A 19,649-nucleotide genomic window follows, 5' to 3' on the forward strand; every position below is an offset into this window, starting at 1 on the left:
TAAATTGGTAAGATTGTACTAGGTTGAGCAAAAAAATGGAACCGAAAAAGTTATTTCTAATGAGGATAGCCTTCTTATGATGAAGTTTCATTCAGTGGATCTGCAAGCAAACATAAAAGAAGGAAAAAATTACGATTTTACTTTACGTGGATATAGAGTACCTATACTTTCATGGTTTCCAAATTTAGATGGTGCCGAACCACAAAATTAGCACTATTCTTTAATAAAAAATCCTACTCATTTTTTAATGAGTAGGATTTTTTATTAAAGAGCTATTTCGTATTAATTTGTGCCATCATTTAATATGCTATTTTTAAATGATTTCCAAATTTGATGACTAATTATCTAAATTTCTAAACTCTATACAGCACTATCAATTAAACAATTATTAAATATATCTTCTATCTAAAACATCGTATTATCATTAGCTGCTTCACTTGGAATCTCTTGAATTACATCCCAGTGTTCGACAATCTTTCCATCCTTGATACGAAATATATCCACTATAGCAACTCCCTTATCTTGAGAATTAGTACGAGAGTGTACATGAAGAGCAACTGTATCCCCTTCAGCTACTACACGTTTAATCTCTGCAGAGGAATTAGGATTTTTAACAAAATCCTCCTTAAAGAAATCCATGAAGGCTTTTCGTCCATCAGCAACAAAAGGATTATGTTGCTTATAATCTTCGCTAACATATTTAGGGATAATATCGATATTATGTTTGTTAAAAACTTCATTATAGAAATCAACTACCATCTTTTTATTCTTTTCATTTTCTTTTACTTCTTTTGATACAGAAGCGACATTTTCGCTCTTTATTGAGTTCCCTTTGTTATTACCGGTGGAAGCTTGATATACCAAAGTCGAAACTACTCCTAAAATAAATACAGAAATAATTGTTATGATTAAATTTTTCTCTAATTTCATATATACCTACCTCTTCTACTTAAATAAGTTTTCTTCTATAAAAAGCTTGAAGAAGGAGAAACCTTCCCCAAAATGTAATGTCAGGGATAATGTTAGGAATTTCATTTATCCTAACCTCCCCCTATACAAGGCATATTAGAAACGATTAACTCTAACTTAATACCTCATTAACAGTTGCACTGTCCACAATTTGAATAAACTTCTTAACCTTATCGTTCTCATCAAACTTATAAAGGTGACAAAAATCTGCTACAAATGACTTCCCTGTAGTTTTATATGTTCCACTATATTTTCCATAAACGATAACAGTATTGTTATTAAAAGCATAAATTTCATCTTTAGCGCTATAGTCATCCCATTCTGTGCCAAGACGTTCATGTACGTTTTTCACTACTTCATCTGGACCTATATAAGTACCTGCATATGGAAACCCAGCAGCTTCTGTCCAAGATACATTTTCACTTAAATACGTTTTGAACGCATCCAATTTCCCTTCGCCAGTTAACACATACGTTTCATGTAATAGTTTTTGATATTTATTCATATCATTAACCCCAAGGCATTTCTTTTGTTACAACTTTTGCACTTAATTCTAATACACCTTTATTTGCATAGCCTGGATATGCTGCTTCAAGTTTTGCCACAAAATCTTTTGAAGTTCCACTTTCCTCAGAAGCTTGAACCGCCGTTCTTAGATAATCCATTGTCGCAGTAAGTGCTTGATTATTTAGGGATTTTTCGATTGATCCATGGCTAGGCACAATTATGTCAGCATGTAATGCTTGTAATACTTTCAAGTTCTCAATCCATGCCTCCATAGCCGCTTTTGAGCTAGTATCCGCTAAGAATACATGTATTTCGTTAAATACATCGATACCACCAATTAATACTTTTAGTTCTTTATTAAATAGGCTAGTTCTGTAATGATCTAAGCCTACTAGTTCAAATGTTAACCCCTGAAAATCAATCGCTTTTTCTTTAAATACTTGAGGTAATACCACGTTACTTGGTGCATTTTCTCCAAGGGCGTCTTTCCAAACTTTTAATTTCCCTAAGACAGAATGAACGATATGTTCAACAGTAGACTCTGTTGCATACGCTATAGCTTCTGGGTAAACGGCTTTAATGCTCTCTAATCCAAAGTAGTAGTCTGGATCCCCATGAATAATAAAGATTTTATCTAAAGATAAGTTGTTTTTTTTCAGATACTCAACAATTTCTTTCGAATCAGATTGAGTAAATTTTGAGTTTATTAAAAATGCATGTCCTGCTTTCTCAACTAATGTTGCTGTGACCATAAAGCTTTTTTCGTCCGAACTAAACACCGTTAATTTCACATCTTTTTGATTTGTATCGATTGTTTTAAACATAGTATGTTATTCTCCTTTTGTTAAAGTTATTAACTAATTATCATATTTTTATCTTGTTCCGATAAAATCTCCCACTCCCATTTATCTGAAAGTGTAATAGTACTAGCGAATATTCCGGAGATCAATGTCAGGTGGCCTAAGATAACATGTTTGCTACTATATCCTAAATTTTCTTAATATAAATTTTTAAAACGCGCTTCAATTTTATCCGGCGTCATTACGCCACCACCAATAGGAATAATTTGATTATCCTTTTGTAAAAGTAATGAAGGATAGCTATTAACACCAAGCTGTCGAACTTTATTGAAATCATTTTGGACATCTATTATTGTTTCTTGAGCGTTTAAACGTTCTAACACTTGTTCAGGGTCCAAACCATGCTCGATTGCAATCTTGCGATATGTTTCAGGATCACTCAGACTTTGGCCCTCATAATAAAACGCTTTTTGCATAGCCGAAGTGAATTCTAATAAACGGTCTGGCGCTAATGAGCGTAAAGCTGAAAAGCCAATTGCAGCATCTTTCGAATTCATTTTAAAAGTCCCTTCCTCCACCAATTTTTGATATGAAGGACCAAATTCAGCACCTGTAAGTTGATTAATTCTTTTATTTCCTTCTTCTATATATGAGAAGTTTTTCATTGGTAAATTATCTAAAAATAACCCTCCACATAAAACCGTTAATGGTAATTCAGTGTGGTTTTTGTAAAATCCTTTAATACTTTCTGAAAAACCATAGCACCATCCACAATATGCATCCCATACGTAAATAAGATTATCTTGTTTCGTCTCCATTTAAATCTCCTACCTTTTTTATTATCCAGCTCAACTAAATTTTTGGTTTATATAAGTACATATTTTTATACCTTGTTCTTTTTTAGATACCTTACTATATTTCCCCAAAACTAATATTTCCAAAGAAAGATCCACCAAGGTTTTTAACAAAAGATAACATTGCACCTTATTGCCCCGTAACAGAAAATACTAAAGCTTGGAATATGCATTGATTTGAATGTGTTAGTAACTTTCTACACCGGGTGGCAACGTATGGACCACCATCCTTAATTAAATATATAAATCATATTTTTAGCAGATATTAGTTGTAACTAAATTAATTACATCTTTATGCAACCATTTTAGTTACAACTAATGTAGAAGTCAATTCTTTTTTTCGAAAACATTAAATTTCTACATTATAAAGAAATTCTGTGTTAACTTGTAAAAAAAAGAGGAGCCATCTCCTCTTCATAAATAAACACTATTTAATTTGTTCCTTATACTCATGGTTAACAACTACATACCACTTTCCTGTATCAAATTTTTCTTTATTAATCACGTAAACTTTACTTTCTCTCATTACCTCCCCTGGTTTTAATCCCTTAGTAATACTAGAGGTCTCGCCTTTTTCAACCGCATAACTACTAGCTGCCAACACATCACTTTGGTAAGCATTATCATTTTCATCCACTAAATCCACTGATGGTAAAACGGCTAATTTCATCGGTTCGTTTGTGATATTTTTCCCTTCTGCTTCTACAACAATAAAGACATGTCCATCTTCAGGTTTTTGGAATCCTATACTCTCTTTACCAACCTTATCTCTTTCTACAACTCTTTTTACAGTTACATCAAATTTAGGTGTATGAAAATCCTTGTTTACAGCATACTCTTTTTCTTTTATTTTTGATTTCTCTTTTGCTTGTTCTGTATTTTTCTGCTTTGTATTTTCTTTCGTTTTCGCCTCATCGGTTGTTTGCACTTTCTTTTCTTCTTGTTTAGAATTGGTTTCTTTAGATTCTGAAGAAGTTTTGTCGGATGTATTGCCGCAACCAGATAAATTGAATACTAAAGCGCCACCTAAAATACATGTAGTAAATTTTTTCAACATCTCTTTTTATCCCCCAATAACACGATATGTAAATTCCTTACTTATCATAGCAAAAAATATGATCTTAAATTGTTGCATCTTGTCGAATGATTAAGAATAATCAATTGTTTTTATTACATATAAAAAACATGATCTTGATGTAGTACCAAGATCATGTTTTACGTTGATGTTATTTATAAAATACTTTATCCACATTATACTTTGCTTGAAATTCGTTAATCATATATGTTTCGTAAATTTCTCTTTCCATCGGATCTTCTACAATACATACATCAATACGATACACTTCATCACGATGATTTTTAATACTTTGTCTTACTTTACGTGCTTTCCCAGCATTATAGTTAAAGAATAAAGGGAATTATATGATAGGAGATACAAATATAGACAGTCGCTGACCATTAATCTACAACCAATCCCACACCCCAACACAAAAGAAAAAAGCACCAGGTCCCCCCTAGTGCTCTCCCTCTAAAACAAATGACAAGCCACCTCATGCCCCTTCGCAATCTCAACCATCTTCGGTACTTCCTGTGCGCATTTTTCAGTGGCGAATTTGCAGCGCGTTCTGAATTTGCAGCCGGATGGTGTGTTTAGTGGGCTCGGTACTTCTCCCTCTAGGATAATCCGTTCTTTGCCAATGTTTGTTGGATCTGGTTCTGGCATGGATGAGAGTAGTGCTTGTGTGTATGGATGTGCCGGTTTTGTGTATAGGTCTTCACTGTCGGCAATTTCTACTATGTTTCCTAAGTACATGACTCCGATGCGGTCTGATATGTGCCTTACCATCGATAGGTCATGTGCGATGAATAAGTATGTGACTCCAGTTTCTTCTTGGATGTCTTGCAGCATGTTTACGACTTGTGCTTGGACTGAGACATCGAGTGCTGAGATTGGTTCGTCACATAGGATAAAGTCTGGTTTTACAGATAGTGCGCGCGCGATGCTAATGCGCTGGCGCTGGCCCCCGCTAAATTCGTGCGGGTAGCGATATAAATGTTCTTCTTTTAAGCCTACCTTTTTGAGCAGGTCTAATATGATTTCTTTTTGTTCTTCTTTTTCGTAAGAGCCGTGAATGTTCATTGGCTCGCTAATAATTTGGAATACGTTCATTGCTGGGTTTAATGATGCGTATGGATCTTGGAAAATGATTTGCATTCGTTTTCGATATTCTTTTAGTTCACTTTCCTTTAAACTTGCGATGTCTTTTCCGTCGAATAAAACGTTACCTGAAGTGACATCTTGTAAACGAATGATGCTTCTTCCTGTCGTTGATTTTCCGCAGCCAGATTCTCCTACTAATCCGAATGTTTCACCCTTTTTAATTGTGAAACTTAAGTCATCGACTGCTTTTAATTGCTCCGTTTTTCTGCCGAATAGTCCTTTTTTAATAGGAAAGTATTTTTTTAAGTTCCGAACTTCAATTAAGTTTTCTTCATGCATGAAAATCACCTACCGCCCTATCGTTTAGCCAGCACATGGAACGTCTTTCGTTTCCGATTTCAAAATATGGTGGACGTTCTTTTTCACAAATGTCCATCGCATGCGGGCAACGCTCTGCGAATGGGCAACCTTGTGGCGGGTTTAATAAGTTTGGCGTTACACCTTGAATTGGCGCGAGTCTCTCTTTTACGCCGTTCGATATTTTCGGCAGAGAGTTTAATAACCCTTTCGTATATGGATGATTCGGCGATTGGAAAATATCAAGTACAGGTCCTTCTTCCATAATAAGTCCGCCATACATAACGATAACGCGTGTACAGTTTTGTGCGACTATTCCTAAGTCATGCGTAATAAGAAGTAACGCCATGTTCGTTTCGTTTTTTAAGTTTTTCATTAAATCTAGTATTTGTGCTTGTATCGTTACATCAAGTGCTGTCGTCGGTTCGTCCGCAATGAGAAGGTCAGGGTTACAAGACATCGCCATTGCGATCATAACTCGCTGCTTCATACCTCCGCTTAGTTCATGCGGATATTGTTTCACCCTTTCTTCTGGTGAAGAAAGACCGACTTGTTTTAACAAGTTGACCGCGATTTGCTCTGCTTCTTTCTTTTTCACTTTTTGATGACGTATAATTACTTCCATCATTTGTTTCCCAATTTTCACGACCGGATTTAACGCTGACATTGGGTCTTGAGAGATAAGTGAAATTTGATTTCCTCTAATAGAACGCAATTCTTTTTCAGATTTAGAAAGTATGTTTTCATTATGAAAAAGGATTTCCCCTTCTTTCACTTTTCCTGGTGACGTAACGAGAGACATAACGGACTTCGCCATTACACTCTTTCCGCTTCCAGATTCCCCAACGATACCGACTACTTCTCCTTTATTTAAGCGAAATGTAACGCCGCGAACCGCTTCAACTTCGCCACTTTCTATGAAAAAAGAAGTCTTTAAATTTTTCACTTCTAGTAGTTTTTCAGACACGCTTCTCACTCCCTTCACTTAACACTTTAGTTTTCATGTCCGGCTCCTTTTGGTGCGAAAGCTTTCTTCAATGCTTCACCAATTACGTTAAAACTAAGTACCGTTAAAAGGATAAGGAATCCTGGGAAGAGTGTTAAATACCAAGCTTCACCAATATATCCTTGCGCATTGTTTAGCATGCTGCCCCAAGAAGAATCTGGTTCTCTAATACCTAAACCTAAGAAACTAAGTGATGATTCCATTAAAATCGATGTCGCAATTGTTAATGTCGCAGCGATAATAATGGTTGATAAAATGTTAGGAATGATATGTCTTACAATAATCATAAGTGATTTTTGTCCTGATACTTTTGCGTATAAAACGTACTCACGCTCTTTTACAGATAACGTTTCTGCCCTTACAATACGGGCGGTGTCCATCCATGTTAGTAATCCGATAATAAGAACTAACGTCGTAATTCCTGGTTTTAAATACGCATTTAATAGTAGCATTAAAAAGAATGATGGAATTGACATAAGTACTTCAACAACCCTCATTAAGAAGTTGTCTAACTTTCCGCCAAAATATCCGCTAATTGTTCCAACTGCGGTACCGATTGTAATAGAAACAACCATCGCAAGAAAACCGACCGCAAGTGAAACTCGTCCGCCATATAACGCTCTCGTTAAGTAATCTCTTCCGTAATCATCCGTTCCGAAAGGATGACTCATACTCGGTTCTTGTAAGCGATCTGGAATCGACATTTTGCTAGGATCGTACGGCGATACGAATGCGAAAATTGATGCGACCGTTAAAATCGCAAGTATAATAACTCCCATTGCAACAAACTTATTTTTCGTAAAGCTATGTTTTATCGTTTGAAATCTCCTATTATTCATTCCAAATCACCCCCTCATTCGAATGCGCGGATCTACTACGCCATATAAAATATCAGCAATTAAGTTACCGAGAATTAACATGAATGATGATAGTAATGTAATTGCCATGATAATCGGATAATCAAATCTAAAAATAGCATTTACCCCAAGTGAACCAAGACCCGGCCATGAAAATACTGTTTCCGTAATAAATGCTCCGCCTACTAAACTTGGAATCGATAATCCGAAAATTGTAATGATCGGTATTAATACATTTCGAAGTACGTGATTAAATAACACCGTTTTCTTTGAAGCACCGTACGCATATTGAATTTGTACATATTCTTCTTCTAATTGCTGAATCGTACTTGAACGAATATATCTCATATAAACAGATACGTTTTGGAACGCTAGCACCATACAAGGTAAAATGCCGTGTTGCACAATATCCCAAACAGAATCTTTACCTACGGTGCGCATACCCATACTCGGAAGTAGGTTCAATTTTAAAGAGAATAAGTAGACTAATAGTAGTGCAAACCAGAAAACCGGCATAGAAATACCAACATATGAAATAAAGTTTACAATGCGGTCAAAGAACGAATTCTTTTTCACACCTGTAAATAGTCCAAGTGGTATTGCGATTACGAATGAGACGAGTAAAGATGATCCCATTAACCCAATTGTTGCGGGTAATCTTTCTGCGATAAGATCTAAAACAGGACGATGATTTTGAAGTGAATAACCAAAGTTCCCTGTTAAAATGTTTTTTAACCATAAAAAATACTGCACGTAAATTGGTTGATCTAGTCCTAAACTTTTACGAATACGCTCCACATCAATTGGACTCATATTTGGCGTTACAAAGTTTCGAACAGGATCCCCCGGCGCTAGCTTTATTAATAGAAAAGAAATAATAGAAATAACAAATAAAAGCGGAATTGCATTTAAAAGCCTCTTCGCAATTACTTTATACACAAACTTCCCCCCTCAAGCTAAAGAAGCTGATTTCCACCAGCTTCTTTATTGTTTCTTATTTCACTTCATAAATCTTAGATAGATCTTCAAACATTGTGACAGGAATTGCTTTCGCTTCTTTTAATCCATCAAACTTTTTATCTACTGCAATAACTGCTTTCGGATACGCAATTGGTAGATAAGGTACATCTTCTCTAGCTGTTTCTTGAATTTTATGGTATAGCTCTGCACGTTTTGTTTTATCCGTTTCAACTGCAGCTTCTTCCCATAACTTATCGAAATCAGCGTTTTTATATCGTGCATAGTTGTATTCAGCATTACTTAAGAATAGGCTTTTATATGAATCTGGCTCAGGTCCCATTATGTAACCACCAAATGTAATGTCATATTCTTTATTCTCTTTATCTAAGCCTTTTTCACTTGCCGCACTAGCATCTAATGCATTTAGTTCAACTTCTAAGCCAACTTCTTTTAATTTTTGTTGTGTATAAAGCGCTAAGCTTTCCATAATTTTATTATTCGTTACATACATCACACGTACTTTTTCTTTATCTTTCACACCAGCTTTTGCTAATAAATCTTTCGCTTCTTTTTTATCATACTTATAGCCTTTAATATCTTTCGCATAATACATAGCGTCTGGCGTTAAGATTGAATTTGCTGGTTCTGCAAATTCACCCGAAACGAATGCTGAGTTAATCATTTCTTTTTTATCTAACGCATGCGCAATTGCTTGGCGCACTTCTTTTTTCTTCATCAAATCTGTATTCATGTTATAAGATAAGTAGAATAATCTACCTTCAGGGAATGTCACCATTGAGAAGTTCCCAGTACTATCTAGTTTTTTAAAGTCTTGCGGCTCAATCATTTTCATGTTGATTTGACCATTTTGCAGTGAAACATTTGCTGTATTACGGTCTTTTACAACGCGGTATACGATAGAGTCTAATTTAGCTTTCCCACCTACATAATCATCAAATCGATCTAATGCAACATACTCATCTGATTTATACTCTTTAAACTTAAACGGCCCTGATCCTACAGGCTGTAAGTTTTTCTTACTCTTCGCTAAATCTGCTTCCCCTTCAAATACATGTTTCGGAATTGGGAAGAAATCATTCATTACACCTTCGAAAGATGCGCTTACTTGTGGTAAAACGAATTGAGTTGTTAACTCATCTACCTTTTTCACCTCAAGCGGCTTTCCTTTAAAAATAAAGTTTTCACGACTTGAGCTATTTTGCTTCTCATCCAAAATAGATTGGAATGTAAATGCTATATCGTCTGATGTAATTTTCTTACCATCATGCCATTTCAAATTATCTTTTAATTTCAATGTCCACGTTAATTGATCTTCTGAAGGCGTAAAGCTCTCAGCAAGAACAAACTTTTTCTTACCGTCTTCCATATGATATAGCGGCGCATATAAAGCCTGCTGCACAGTTAATGACACACGATCATTCGCATAAAGCGGATTCATCGTATCTGGATTATCGCTAACACCAATCGTTAACCCTCCTCCATCTTTCGGAGTCCCTGATTTACTAGTGCCCGCTTGCTTCGAAGAATCTTTTTCCCCAGAACAAGCCGCTAATGCAATAAGTAGTATTAGAACAAATGGTAATGCAAATAATTTCCGTTTCATCTTTCGGCCCCCTCAAACTAGTTATACCCATAAGAAAACTCGGAATCAATCCCGAGTTTTCTTATAAGTTTTAAATTACCACTACCTGTATGTAAAGTTAAACTTTTTTGTAAATGTGGAAAGTTTGAAATCTACTAATACATTCTTGCCATAAAATATATTTATAAGGAGGATTAAAAAAGAAGACCACGAATAGGTTACCTCGTAAAATGAGTTAAAAAACTAGTAGCTTACAAAAAAACTCTAAAATGATTGTTATATATGACCGAAAATGTAGAATGGGATTAAAGACAAAAAACACATTTAGGAGGTTATCATGACATTTGATGAACTGAAAAAAAACAAACCAACAACCCAATGGATTGAGAATGATGAAGATGGGGAATTTTTCACTGAAGAAAATATAAGTGCAACAAATAAAGTTCTTGATACTTACATAAATAATTTAGAGAAATTGGGAAAAAATCCAACTGAAATTGAAATAATGCATGTTGTTAAAGAGGTTGTTCTTAACATAAATGAATTAAATGACGAACATGACTATTTTATTGAAACAATGGAAAGAGAAGATCTCTATGAATTTATCGATACAGCAGCACGAATAGCTGGCTTAGAATCCGAGGAAGATATAACAGAAGAATGGCGAGAATGGTAAAAAGTTGCCCCTCTAATAATTAGAGGGGCAACTTTTTTCATATACCAATTGAATGAATGATTTGATGTCCGCACAGAATTCATACATTGCAACATAATATTAAAAGGATTCAATTATAAATACTAGCACATCCACATCAACAAAAAAGACCACCAAAAGGCAGTCCCTCAAAACTCAATCCTATTCCCAATCCCGCACTCCACCGCTTTCTCATACAAATACTTTGCAACAATAATATCTACTACTGCCAAACCAACTGATTTGAAAATAGTAATCTCTTCATTATTTTCGCGTCCAGCTTTTTCTCCACTTATAATTTGACCAAGTTCAGCGTGAATGGCGTTTGCTTTGAATAGACCTTCTTTTATCGGAACTTGAAGGTCTCCTGTTTCGTCTAGTGCTGCTTCTTTTGATTCGACTACTACTTTGTTTGCTCCCGCGATGGCATGGGATGGTAGTTCTTGCATGTTCGGTTTGAATGAGCCGACGGCGTTTATGTGCACGCCTTTTTGTAGTTTTTCTGAGAAGACTGGTGTGGATGCGTTCGTAGTTGTGACGATGATGTCTGCTTCGCTTATTGCTTCATTTGCATTTGTGTGAACATATGCAGGTTTGTTGAATCTCTCTTGTATATATTCCGCAAATGCATACGCCTTTTCTTCTGTGCGATTGTATAAGATGACTTTTTCGATATCTCTAACCGCAAATATTGCTTCAGCAATACCTTTCGCTTGTTCACCCGTGCCGATAATGCATAAAGTTTTTGCGTTATGACGAGCTAAATATTTTGTCGCTACTCCTGATAAGGCGCCTGTTCGAATCATCGTTAAGTACGATCCTTCTAAAAGTGCGAGCGGTTCTCCCGTTTGAAAGTCTGATAGCATCACAATCCCGTTGATCGTTTTCTTTCCTATCTGTTTATTTTGCGGGACTACCGTTACTACTTTTAAGCCAAGTGCCTCAAGCCCTTCCGCTACTGAAGGCATAATTAATGCCGTATTTCGCTCGTTCGCAAATGGTAATGAGCCCCTTATTGGTGTAATCGTTCTTTCTGCGGAAAATTCTTTTAAAGCAAGCGCCGCGTATTCAATAACTTCATTCATATTTACTAAGTTTCTTTGTTCGTTCGCGCTTATGACTAACATATCTTTCCACCCCCTCCTTCTATCCTAACAAAAATCCACGGTTCAAATCATCTCTCGGGTCTACAACGAACTGATGAAATCCTGTAATAAAGGCATGCCCCGTTACTTTTGGAACGACAGCTTCATATGTATCTACTGCGGTTACCGACAATACTTCCCCCTCGAATTTCCCGTCAGTAATGCATTCATGGACGAAAATTTCTCCCTTTTGTAAAGCATCTTTTTCAAAAAGAGTTGCGATTCTTGCGGAAGTTCCTGTACCGCAAGGAGAACGATCTACTTGCCCATCAGCAAAGATTGTTACATTTCGTAAAGTTGCGTCTTCTCCTTTCGGTTCATCTGAGAAAATAACGCCGTATATCCCTTTTAATCCTTCTTCAAGTGGATGCTTCACTTCCATTTTGCTCTCGATGTAGTGCTTAATTTTACCGCCCCACGCTTGAATAGCAGATAAGTCTTTGAAATCGACTTTCAAGCCAAATTCTTTACAGTCTACTACCGCATAAAAAGCTCCGCCAAACGCGATATCTACTTGAAATTCATAGTTATCTATTTTAATAGGAACGTCTTTTTTGTATACAAAGGAAGGAACATTTTCAAATGATACGGACTCTACTTCGCTCCCGTTATATGTTGCATACGCAATGACTTCCCCAGCAGGGCTATCAATAATGAACTGTTGTTTCTCACCTGTCACTTCAAACATGCCTGTTTCAATTCCGACTGTAATAACAGCAATAATGCCATGACCACACATCGTACTCCATCCTTCGTTGTGCATAAATAATACGCCAAAATCAGCGTGAGCACTCGCAGGCGGAGTAATGATACAACCGTACATGCCGTGATGTCCTCTCGGTTCATACATAAGAACTTCGCGAAGATGATCCAAATGTTCCATGCAGTACGCACGTCTTTCTAGCTGCGTGTCTCCTTTTATTTCCGGCACGCCGCCCGTAATAATTCGAAGCGGTTCCCCAGCTACGTGAGCATCAATTGTTGTGTACACTTTACTAACCTTCATTTCTATCTCTCCCCTATATGTTGATACTCTTTTTATTGCAAATATCATGCCAACGCATAGGATATAAATTTGTATACATTGTTTAAAAAAGCATACATTACTGTCTATTTTTTTATACACTGTCCAGAGGCTATGTTATGGAGCCCCTTGATACAACCAGTCTTATTATTTTCACTGGAAAGTTACTTCCACCCCCAACATATACTGTTCAAAAGCAAAAAGGAAGTGATCCAATGTATTACGGAACAAAGGGCTGGTACGTAGCTGAACTAAAAAAATTAGGCGTACGCTATCATGAAGGACGAAAACTAGAAAGTTACCGCGGGCACATCTTGCGCAATTTACTACTTGCACAACAAGAGAAATTAAAAGAACAGTAACATTCTAATGTAACGATATCGGCGATTCTCGGAATATATCAGCGATTCAACACAATATATCGGCGATTCGACATGTAATATCGACTTACCGACAAATTTCGCTAATTCATCTACCTAAACCACCAACCGATTACACATCAATACAAACAAAAAAGGTCACCCAAACGGGTGACCTTTCTTTCTTATTCACAAACAAGAATCTGTCTAGTAAATGATCCTTTTCTTGTAATACAGCGATCTGTAATTTCGAATCCTGCTTCATGGATCATGTCGTCCATTGTTTCCATCGTGACAACGACTACTTTTTTCGCGATGCGGCGTGCACTTGAGAGAATTGATAGTTGATCTTCTGGTGTGGCATGCGTAAATAAGTCGTATGGCATATCGATAATGGCAACGTCGTAGTTCTCAGTAATTTCCTCGATCGGCCCTTTTGTTACTGTTCCTTCAAATCCGAAATGTGCGATGTTTTTTCTCGTTCCAAGAACTACAAGTGGATTTATATCTCTACCAACGATGTTAATCCCCATAGAAAGTGCTTCTACTACTACTGTTCCAATACCGCAGCACGGGTCAATTGCTCGTACTCCCTCTGGATTTGGTACAGCGATATTTGCAACTGATCTCGCAACACGTGTGCTAAGAGATGTCGAATAACTATGCGGTTTTTTTATGTGATGATACCAAACTGGTTCGCTTTCTACATAGTGCCCGAAGTACCAGCGTCCTCCAAGAGGAACAATCCCGAATACACGCTCTGGATTACGAACATCCGCTTCTCCTTCAATATGCATGCCGAGGTCTCTTTCAATAAGACGTCTTTCTCCATATTCAATTTTATTCTCTCCAACAAGGTCATTAATTTTAACGAAGATGACTTTGAACGTCGCTCCCGCCAAATCAATTTGTTCCACTTGTTTTAAAATGCTTTCTAAGTCGTCCCCTTCATACATAACTTCAATTCGCTCTTTAATAAACGCACTTCTACTCGGGTCAATTTTGACATCACTTTTTAAAATATTAACGTGGGACTCCATTCCAAAGAACGAGCGCATTTCCAAGTAACATAAAGCACGCTCCTCCTCACGAAATGCATACGTATATATACAGGCAGGTGTTTTACTGTGATTATTCAATCTATTATCATCCTCTATCGTTTAAAATTGTTATGATTACAATTACTCAAATACTTTTCTTTTGTATATAAAATTAAATGATATCATATGCCGGAAATAAAGAGAAACGTTAATAAATAAAAGAGACTGCCAATGGCAATCTCTTATTATTTATTAACGGAAAGAAGACACGTTGTTACCCATTTCTTCATAGTAATCTAAAATACCTTGATAAATAGCTTCCGCTGCACTTTGTCTCTGCGCTGGTGTAGCTATTTTATCTGCATCACTTTTATTATCTACAAATGCTAATTCTGCTAATACAGCTGGCATTGTATTTTCTCTAATTACGTATAAATCGCCTTTTTTCACACCACGATCTTTTGTTCCCAGTGCATCTACAAGACGCTCTTGAATTTTTTCTGCTAGTAAACGACTTTCTGATACGTTAGGATTTGTTCCTCTTGCTGTCGCTGATTCATAGTAGAACGTTTCTGTACCTTGTCCATTTTTCTCTTCCGTGCCATTACCATGAATACTTACAAAAATATCCCCATTATTTTTTTGTGCAAATTCTACACGTTTCTTTAAAGAATCAGAAGCACTTGTTCCTGGACGTGTATCATCTGTACGAGTGAATAACACAGTAAATGGTGTCTTTTTCTCAAATATTTTCTGTAATCGTAGTGATACATCTAATACAGTTTCACTTTCTTTCTCATAATAACCTGGATTACCTGAATCCGCTCCACCATGACCTGGATCAATGATAATCGCTTTTCCTTCTAAGAAGTGACCTTGCTTCACTGGATTTAATTGATTTTTATTAACCCATTGGAAACCAGCGCCCATGCGGATACGAATCCAGCTGCCGTTCTCTTCAATAACAGTTACTTGTTGTGCGTTATGTGTTCCCATTACTTTTGAAGAAGAAGAAGCTTCTGCATAAGTAGTGAATCCTTCATTAATAACTTCTGTTTTCTCTACTAAAGGTGTCCATTTATCACCTTTACTTGTTGCAATTTTGATCCATCCATCTCGTTCTTCTTTAATTTCAACCATTTGTGGATTATGCTGATTTGCACTAATCCCAGAACTTAATGATGGTGCGTGATATGTAATGAATTTTCTATCTATGTACATTTTCTTTGTTTCTACTGGACGATCACTATTCTTGCTAAATTTATCTGTTTGCGCAGTAAGTTGAGCTGCTTGTTCACGCGTAATAGAATCATTCGGTTTCCAGCCATCCTCTGTACCTAATGAAAGTTTTAATTCTACTAAAATATTAACTTCTTCTTTACCCCAATGATTCTCTAAATCAGCAAATTTTGTAGGAACTGGTCCTGTTACTTTGCTTTTCAGATTATATGCTCTTACAAGCATAGCTGCCATTTCAGCACGAGTTACTTTTCCTTCAGGATCAAATACTCCTGGTTCTCGCCCTTTAATAATATTCTCTTTTTCCATGGCTGCAATAAATGAAGCTGCCCAACTATTTTTTGCATCATTATAAGACGGCTTTGCATTTGGATCTATTTTAGCACCAATTGCTGTTGCGATAATCTTTGCTGCCTGAGCACGTGTTAAATTTCCGTATGGCATAAAGTTACCATCTGGCATACCGTTAATTACATTTCTCTCTACTAAATAATAAATTGCGTCTTTTGACCACGCACTATCTGAAACATCAGGAAATTTCTTCGTTTCTGCTAAACTACTAATTGGATGTGCTAGTAAATTTGCTGCTAATAAACCTGCGGCTATTGCTTTGTACTTCATGAAAAATAAATCTCCTCTCAAAACTTCATATTCATACAATTTTTTTAATCAAGCTAACTAAAAAATATTAACTATTAATTAATCCCTTTCATAGTGTATAACATTATATATCTATAGTAAATACGTTTCCGGCCGTATAACAAAAATCGCATATATATAACTTATAATGAATGTATATAAAAACTTTAATCAGCCCTCACCAATCGGGCTTTTACGGGCAGCCCGCCCCCATCTAACTTTTTTGCTTTCGCTGAATTTTGAGGTAGGAGTCTTACTGCCCGGCAAATAGCGGGATAAAAAAGCGATTAGGACATGTCTCCTAATCGCTTTGCCAAATAAAAAGCTGATTAAAAATAATATCTTTAATCAGCTCTCTATTATCTATGAAATTATTCTTCAATTAAATTAGACATTACATATGCATACACTAATGCTTCTGTATGCGCAATAGAACTTTCATGCGTACGTTCAAATGCGTGGGAAGAATCAATACCCGCTCCAATTAACGCATGTTTCACATCAAATCCCGCGCGAATCGCAGCTGATGCATCAGATGCGTAGTACGGATAAATATCTACTTTATATTCAATATGATTCGTTTTCGCAAGCTCTACTAAATGTTTGCGCAGTGCATAATGATACGGGCCGCTAGAGTCTTTTGCACAAATAGATACTGTATATTCATCAGATGCTTGTCCATCACCTAACGCTCCCATATCAACTGCTAAGTATTCAACAGTTTCTTCTGGAATGTTAGAGTTACCACCGTATCCAATCTCTTCATTATTAGAAATTAAGAAATGCGTCGTATATGGTAATGTTATGTTTTCATCTTGTAATCTTTTAATTAATTTTAATAAAATTGCAACACTTACTTTGTCATCTAAATGACGTGATTTTATGTATCCACTCTCTGTAATTTGAACGCGCGGATCAAATGAAACGAAGTCTCCTACTTCAATTCCTAATTCGCGTACTTCATCAGCTGAAAATACGCGCTCATCAATACGAACTTCAATATTTTTCTCATCGCGTTTTGCTTCACCTGCATCTTTATATACATGTACAGATGTTTGATGCATTAAAATTGTTCCTGTATACGTCTTGCCACTTGATGTTTCAATTTCGCAATATTCCCCTTCTACGGAGTTCCAGCGAAATCCACCAATCATAGAAAGACTCAGGCGACCGTCAGGCTTAATTTCTTTTACCATCGCACCTAACGTATCAACGTGTGCCGTTAATAAGCGGTGCTGTGCATCATTTTTCCCTTTTACCGTTAAAATAAGAGCTCCCTTATTATTACGTTTCGTTTCTACGTTCCACTCACTGACATAGTTTTCAATGAAATTAATAATTTTTGCTGTATTTCCAGATGGACTTGGAATAGAGACAAGCTCCTTAATCAGTTCCATCGTTTCTTTCGCATGATGTGCCATTGTCGTTTCCTCCTCTTTTTCTCTACTATTCAGTATACAAAATTCACCAGAAAACCTCTACTTATATAGCTTAATTTTCTAAATTGTAGTAAAATTCTTTTTAGTATATAAAAGGAGTTATAAAATATGAATATATCAAAAAAATATATACACATTGCACTCATTTGGTTTTTAGCATCATTATTTTGTTTACAAATCTCTTATGCCATTCACACTACTACTTCTATTACAATCGGCTGGATATTAACAGCTATCTTCTTCATTATTAGCTTCATTGCAACAAAAAAGCATAGCGTTACTCAGTAACGCTATGCTTTTCCTATAAAACTATTCTTCTGAAACGTCTAATAAATAAATCCCTTTTTCAAATCCACCGCGCTCTATCTCTTTTTGCTTACGAAGGCGTTCTACATCTTCAATCGATGCACCTTCTGCACGTGCTAATGAGATGATAACTTCTAGTGCATCTGCAAGAGAATCTAGCGCATGTTCGCGTTCTTTCATAGAAGCAAATTCACGAATTTCTTCCGTTCCAATTTTCGCTAAAGCCTGTATGTATGCTTGCCCTGTTAATTTTTGTGCTGTATATGTTTTTCCAGACATTAAAATCTTCTCTGGAACACGATCTCTTACTAACTTGTTATATGCTGACATCATTCATCCTCCTATATTTAATAACATCCGAGCTCTGCTTTATAGAAAAACCATTTTTTCTTCACGCACGCACTTAACATATCAATTCCTGATCCATGTGCTCTTACATGTGGAAAGAAATAGTGCTCTAAGTCTTCGTCCTTACCATATAGAGTTTGATACTCATCTGGAATCGCTTCTTTTTTCACATCTTTTTCTTTCGTCACCCCGTCAGAAAATGCAACACTTGGATGTCCCTCAAAAAACAACGCAGTCCGAACTGCCAAAGATGGTGTACTATGCAAAGCAGAATATGTAAGCAAAATAATAGTAATAACACCGATCATTTTCTTCATGTATTACTCCTTAAAAAAAGTGCTAACACAATTATACTAAAATGTGTTAGCACTTTCTCCCCTTTATCCCGAATTAACGAGCTAATAATCAGTGAGGAATGGACAAAATCCTCACTTCACTTTATTCCCCTTTAAATACTGGTAAACGTTTCTCTAAAAACGCAGCAATTCCTTCTTTATGATCCGCTGTTTGTCTCATTGCATATTGACCACGCTTTTCTAATTGCAATGTTTGCTCTAAATTAGAGCGATTTACTTCACATAAAATTTGCTTCGTTTGAATCATTGCTTTAATCGGTTTTTGTGACCATTCATTAATTTTTTGTTTCACAGCCGTTTGGAAATCTTCGCCGATTACTTCATCAATTAAGCCGATATCAAGCGCTTCTGTCGCTGATAACTTCTTACCTTCCCAAATAATTTGCTTCGTCATATTTTCACCGACACGCTTTTGAAGGAAGAAATGACCGCCTCCATCTGGAATTAAAGCGATTCCAATAAAGTTCATTGCAATAACAGATGATATATCCGCCATTACATAATCAGCTGTTAACGCAATACTTAACCCAAGACCTGCAGTCGGTCCATGAATTGCACTAATAACAAGCTTTGGCATCGTATATAATGTCACGACAACTTCAGAAATGGTATTCATAATGCCATCAAACTTACTTTCATCATTACTTGAAAGCATCGATTTAATATCCCCACCCGCAGAAAAACCACGGCCGTTCCCGCATAACACAACGATATGCGCAGAACTTTCCGCTACTTCTTTCAACTTTTGTAATAACTCTTTTAATGTCGGCTCATCTAACGCATTTAACACCTCTGGGCGATTGACCATAACCGTTGCAACGTTACCTTCATATTTCACAATAACAGATTCTGTTTTACTCGTTACTTCCATTACATACCCCTCTTTTCTCCATAAAGATTATACTTATATAATTATAGAAAACCACTGAAAAACCCTTCTTTTTTCTCAATTTTCTGTCTAATAATCTCGCAATTTGTACATTTAC

Annotated in this window: 22 protein-coding genes and 1 pseudogene; 4 read left to right on the top strand and 19 right to left on the bottom strand. The window is 36.3% G+C overall.

Annotation, left to right across the window (positions count from 1 at the left end; all coding sequences use genetic code 11):
* Positions 1-76 precede the first annotated feature (76 nt).
* Entirely contained in the window at positions 77-211 is a 135-nt protein-coding gene (locus QCI79_RS08395) for a hypothetical protein (protein WP_000975273.1), read from the top strand.
* Positions 212-405: 194 nt separating this feature from the next.
* Here QCI79_RS08395 and QCI79_RS08400 read toward each other — a convergent pair whose 3' ends face one another.
* The 11 genes and pseudogenes from QCI79_RS08400 to QCI79_RS08450 form a co-directional block, all read right to left on the bottom strand.
* Entirely contained in the window at positions 406-930 is a 525-nt protein-coding gene (locus tag QCI79_RS08400; protein ID WP_000764192.1) for a nuclear transport factor 2 family protein, read from the bottom strand.
* Between the two features lie 151 nt (positions 931-1,081).
* Complete coding sequence (locus tag QCI79_RS08405) at positions 1,082-1,474, bottom strand: nuclear transport factor 2 family protein (RefSeq protein WP_001046363.1); 393 nt, start codon at positions 1,472-1,474, stop codon at positions 1,082-1,084.
* Positions 1,475-1,478: 4 nt separating this feature from the next.
* A complete protein-coding gene (locus QCI79_RS08410) occupies positions 1,479-2,300 on the bottom strand; it encodes an MBL fold metallo-hydrolase (protein ID WP_000477273.1) in 822 nt (273 codons plus the stop codon).
* A 173-nt stretch (positions 2,301-2,473) separates the two neighbouring features.
* Positions 2,474-3,094, bottom strand: a complete 621-nt coding sequence (locus tag QCI79_RS08415) for a DsbA family protein (protein WP_000448607.1) — start codon at positions 3,092-3,094, stop codon at positions 2,474-2,476.
* A gap of 463 nt (positions 3,095-3,557) precedes the next feature.
* Positions 3,558-4,187, bottom strand: coding sequence for a hypothetical protein (locus tag QCI79_RS08420; protein WP_000913401.1), 630 nt, complete (start codon positions 4,185-4,187; stop codon positions 3,558-3,560).
* A gap of 169 nt (positions 4,188-4,356) precedes the next feature.
* Positions 4,357-4,542, bottom strand: a pseudogene (locus tag QCI79_RS08425) (GIY-YIG nuclease family protein); the annotation flags it as partial.
* Positions 4,543-4,658: 116 nt separating this feature from the next.
* Positions 4,659-5,630 carry an ABC transporter ATP-binding protein gene (locus QCI79_RS08430; protein WP_000544155.1) on the bottom strand — a complete coding sequence of 324 codons (972 nt, stop codon included), beginning with the start codon at positions 5,628-5,630 and terminating at the stop codon, positions 4,659-4,661.
* A complete protein-coding gene (locus tag QCI79_RS08435) occupies positions 5,623-6,615 on the bottom strand; it encodes an ABC transporter ATP-binding protein (RefSeq protein ID WP_001291152.1) in 993 nt (330 codons plus the stop codon). Before QCI79_RS08435 ends, QCI79_RS08430 begins: the two co-directional genes overlap by 8 nt.
* A 26-nt stretch (positions 6,616-6,641) precedes the next feature.
* Positions 6,642-7,493 carry an ABC transporter permease gene (locus QCI79_RS08440; protein ID WP_001065278.1) on the bottom strand — a complete coding sequence of 284 codons (852 nt, stop codon included), beginning with the start codon at positions 7,491-7,493 and terminating at the stop codon, positions 6,642-6,644.
* Between the two features lie 6 nt (positions 7,494-7,499).
* Entirely contained in the window at positions 7,500-8,450 is a 951-nt protein-coding gene (locus tag QCI79_RS08445; RefSeq protein WP_000278771.1) for an ABC transporter permease, read from the bottom strand.
* Positions 8,451-8,505: 55 nt separating this feature from the next.
* On the bottom strand, positions 8,506-10,095 hold the full coding sequence (locus QCI79_RS08450) for an ABC transporter substrate-binding protein (RefSeq protein WP_000823578.1): 1,590 nt from the start codon (positions 10,093-10,095) through the stop codon (positions 8,506-8,508).
* A gap of 316 nt (positions 10,096-10,411) precedes the next feature.
* Here QCI79_RS08450 and QCI79_RS08455 point away from each other — a divergent pair, with 316 nt between their 5' ends.
* Complete coding sequence (locus QCI79_RS08455) at positions 10,412-10,750, top strand: hypothetical protein (protein WP_000141765.1); 339 nt, start codon at positions 10,412-10,414, stop codon at positions 10,748-10,750.
* A 167-nt stretch (positions 10,751-10,917) separates the two neighbouring features.
* On the opposite strand, the gene QCI79_RS08460 is transcribed toward QCI79_RS08455, so the two are convergent.
* Both QCI79_RS08460 and QCI79_RS08465 read right to left on the bottom strand, forming a co-directional pair.
* Positions 10,918-11,895, bottom strand: coding sequence for an ornithine cyclodeaminase family protein (locus tag QCI79_RS08460; RefSeq protein WP_000960330.1), 978 nt, complete (start codon positions 11,893-11,895; stop codon positions 10,918-10,920).
* 19 nt (positions 11,896-11,914) lie between these two features.
* Complete coding sequence (locus QCI79_RS08465) at positions 11,915-12,967, bottom strand: proline racemase family protein (RefSeq protein WP_003283354.1); 1,053 nt, start codon at positions 12,965-12,967, stop codon at positions 11,915-11,917.
* 89 nt (positions 12,968-13,056) lie between these two features.
* Between QCI79_RS08465 and QCI79_RS08470 the strand changes: the two genes are divergently transcribed.
* Positions 13,057-13,299, top strand: coding sequence for a YflJ family protein (locus tag QCI79_RS08470; RefSeq protein ID WP_000433499.1), 243 nt, complete (start codon positions 13,057-13,059; stop codon positions 13,297-13,299).
* Positions 13,300-13,481: 182 nt separating this feature from the next.
* On the opposite strand, the gene QCI79_RS08475 is transcribed toward QCI79_RS08470, so the two are convergent.
* The 3 genes from QCI79_RS08475 to QCI79_RS08485 all read right to left on the bottom strand — a co-directional run bounded on the left by QCI79_RS08475 (position 13,482) and on the right by QCI79_RS08485 (position 17,635).
* Positions 13,482-14,435 carry a TRM11 family SAM-dependent methyltransferase gene (locus QCI79_RS08475; protein ID WP_001059308.1) on the bottom strand — a complete coding sequence of 318 codons (954 nt, stop codon included), beginning with the start codon at positions 14,433-14,435 and terminating at the stop codon, positions 13,482-13,484.
* A gap of 153 nt (positions 14,436-14,588) precedes the next feature.
* The gene (locus QCI79_RS08480; protein ID WP_021727551.1) at positions 14,589-16,196 is read right to left on the bottom strand and encodes an N-acetylmuramoyl-L-alanine amidase; all 1,608 of its coding nucleotides are present in this window, start codon (positions 16,194-16,196) and stop codon (positions 14,589-14,591) included.
* Between the two features lie 389 nt (positions 16,197-16,585).
* Positions 16,586-17,635, bottom strand: a complete 1,050-nt coding sequence (locus QCI79_RS08485; RefSeq protein ID WP_000930026.1) for a M42 family metallopeptidase — start codon at positions 17,633-17,635, stop codon at positions 16,586-16,588.
* Between the two features lie 126 nt (positions 17,636-17,761).
* On the opposite strand from QCI79_RS08485, the gene QCI79_RS08490 reads away from it, so the two are divergent.
* A complete protein-coding gene (locus QCI79_RS08490; RefSeq protein WP_001027084.1) occupies positions 17,762-17,941 on the top strand; it encodes a hypothetical protein in 180 nt (59 codons plus the stop codon).
* Between the two features lie 21 nt (positions 17,942-17,962).
* Here QCI79_RS08490 and QCI79_RS08495 read toward each other — a convergent pair whose 3' ends face one another.
* The 3 genes from QCI79_RS08495 to QCI79_RS08505 all read right to left on the bottom strand — a co-directional run bounded on the left by QCI79_RS08495 (position 17,963) and on the right by QCI79_RS08505 (position 19,534).
* Positions 17,963-18,289, bottom strand: coding sequence for a nucleoside triphosphate pyrophosphohydrolase (locus QCI79_RS08495; protein WP_001277349.1), 327 nt, complete (start codon positions 18,287-18,289; stop codon positions 17,963-17,965).
* 17 nt (positions 18,290-18,306) lie between these two features.
* Complete coding sequence (locus QCI79_RS08500) at positions 18,307-18,624, bottom strand: hypothetical protein (protein ID WP_000738198.1); 318 nt, start codon at positions 18,622-18,624, stop codon at positions 18,307-18,309.
* A gap of 121 nt (positions 18,625-18,745) precedes the next feature.
* Positions 18,746-19,534: an enoyl-CoA hydratase gene (locus QCI79_RS08505; RefSeq protein ID WP_000454180.1), complete on the bottom strand. Its 789-nt coding sequence runs from the start codon at positions 19,532-19,534 to the stop codon at positions 18,746-18,748.
* Between the last annotated feature and the right edge of the window lie 115 nt (positions 19,535-19,649).

The sequence above is a fragment of the Bacillus cereus group sp. MG1 genome (genome assembly GCF_040460035.1).
Lineage (GTDB): Bacteria > Bacillota > Bacilli > Bacillales > Bacillaceae_G > Bacillus_A > Bacillus_A cereus.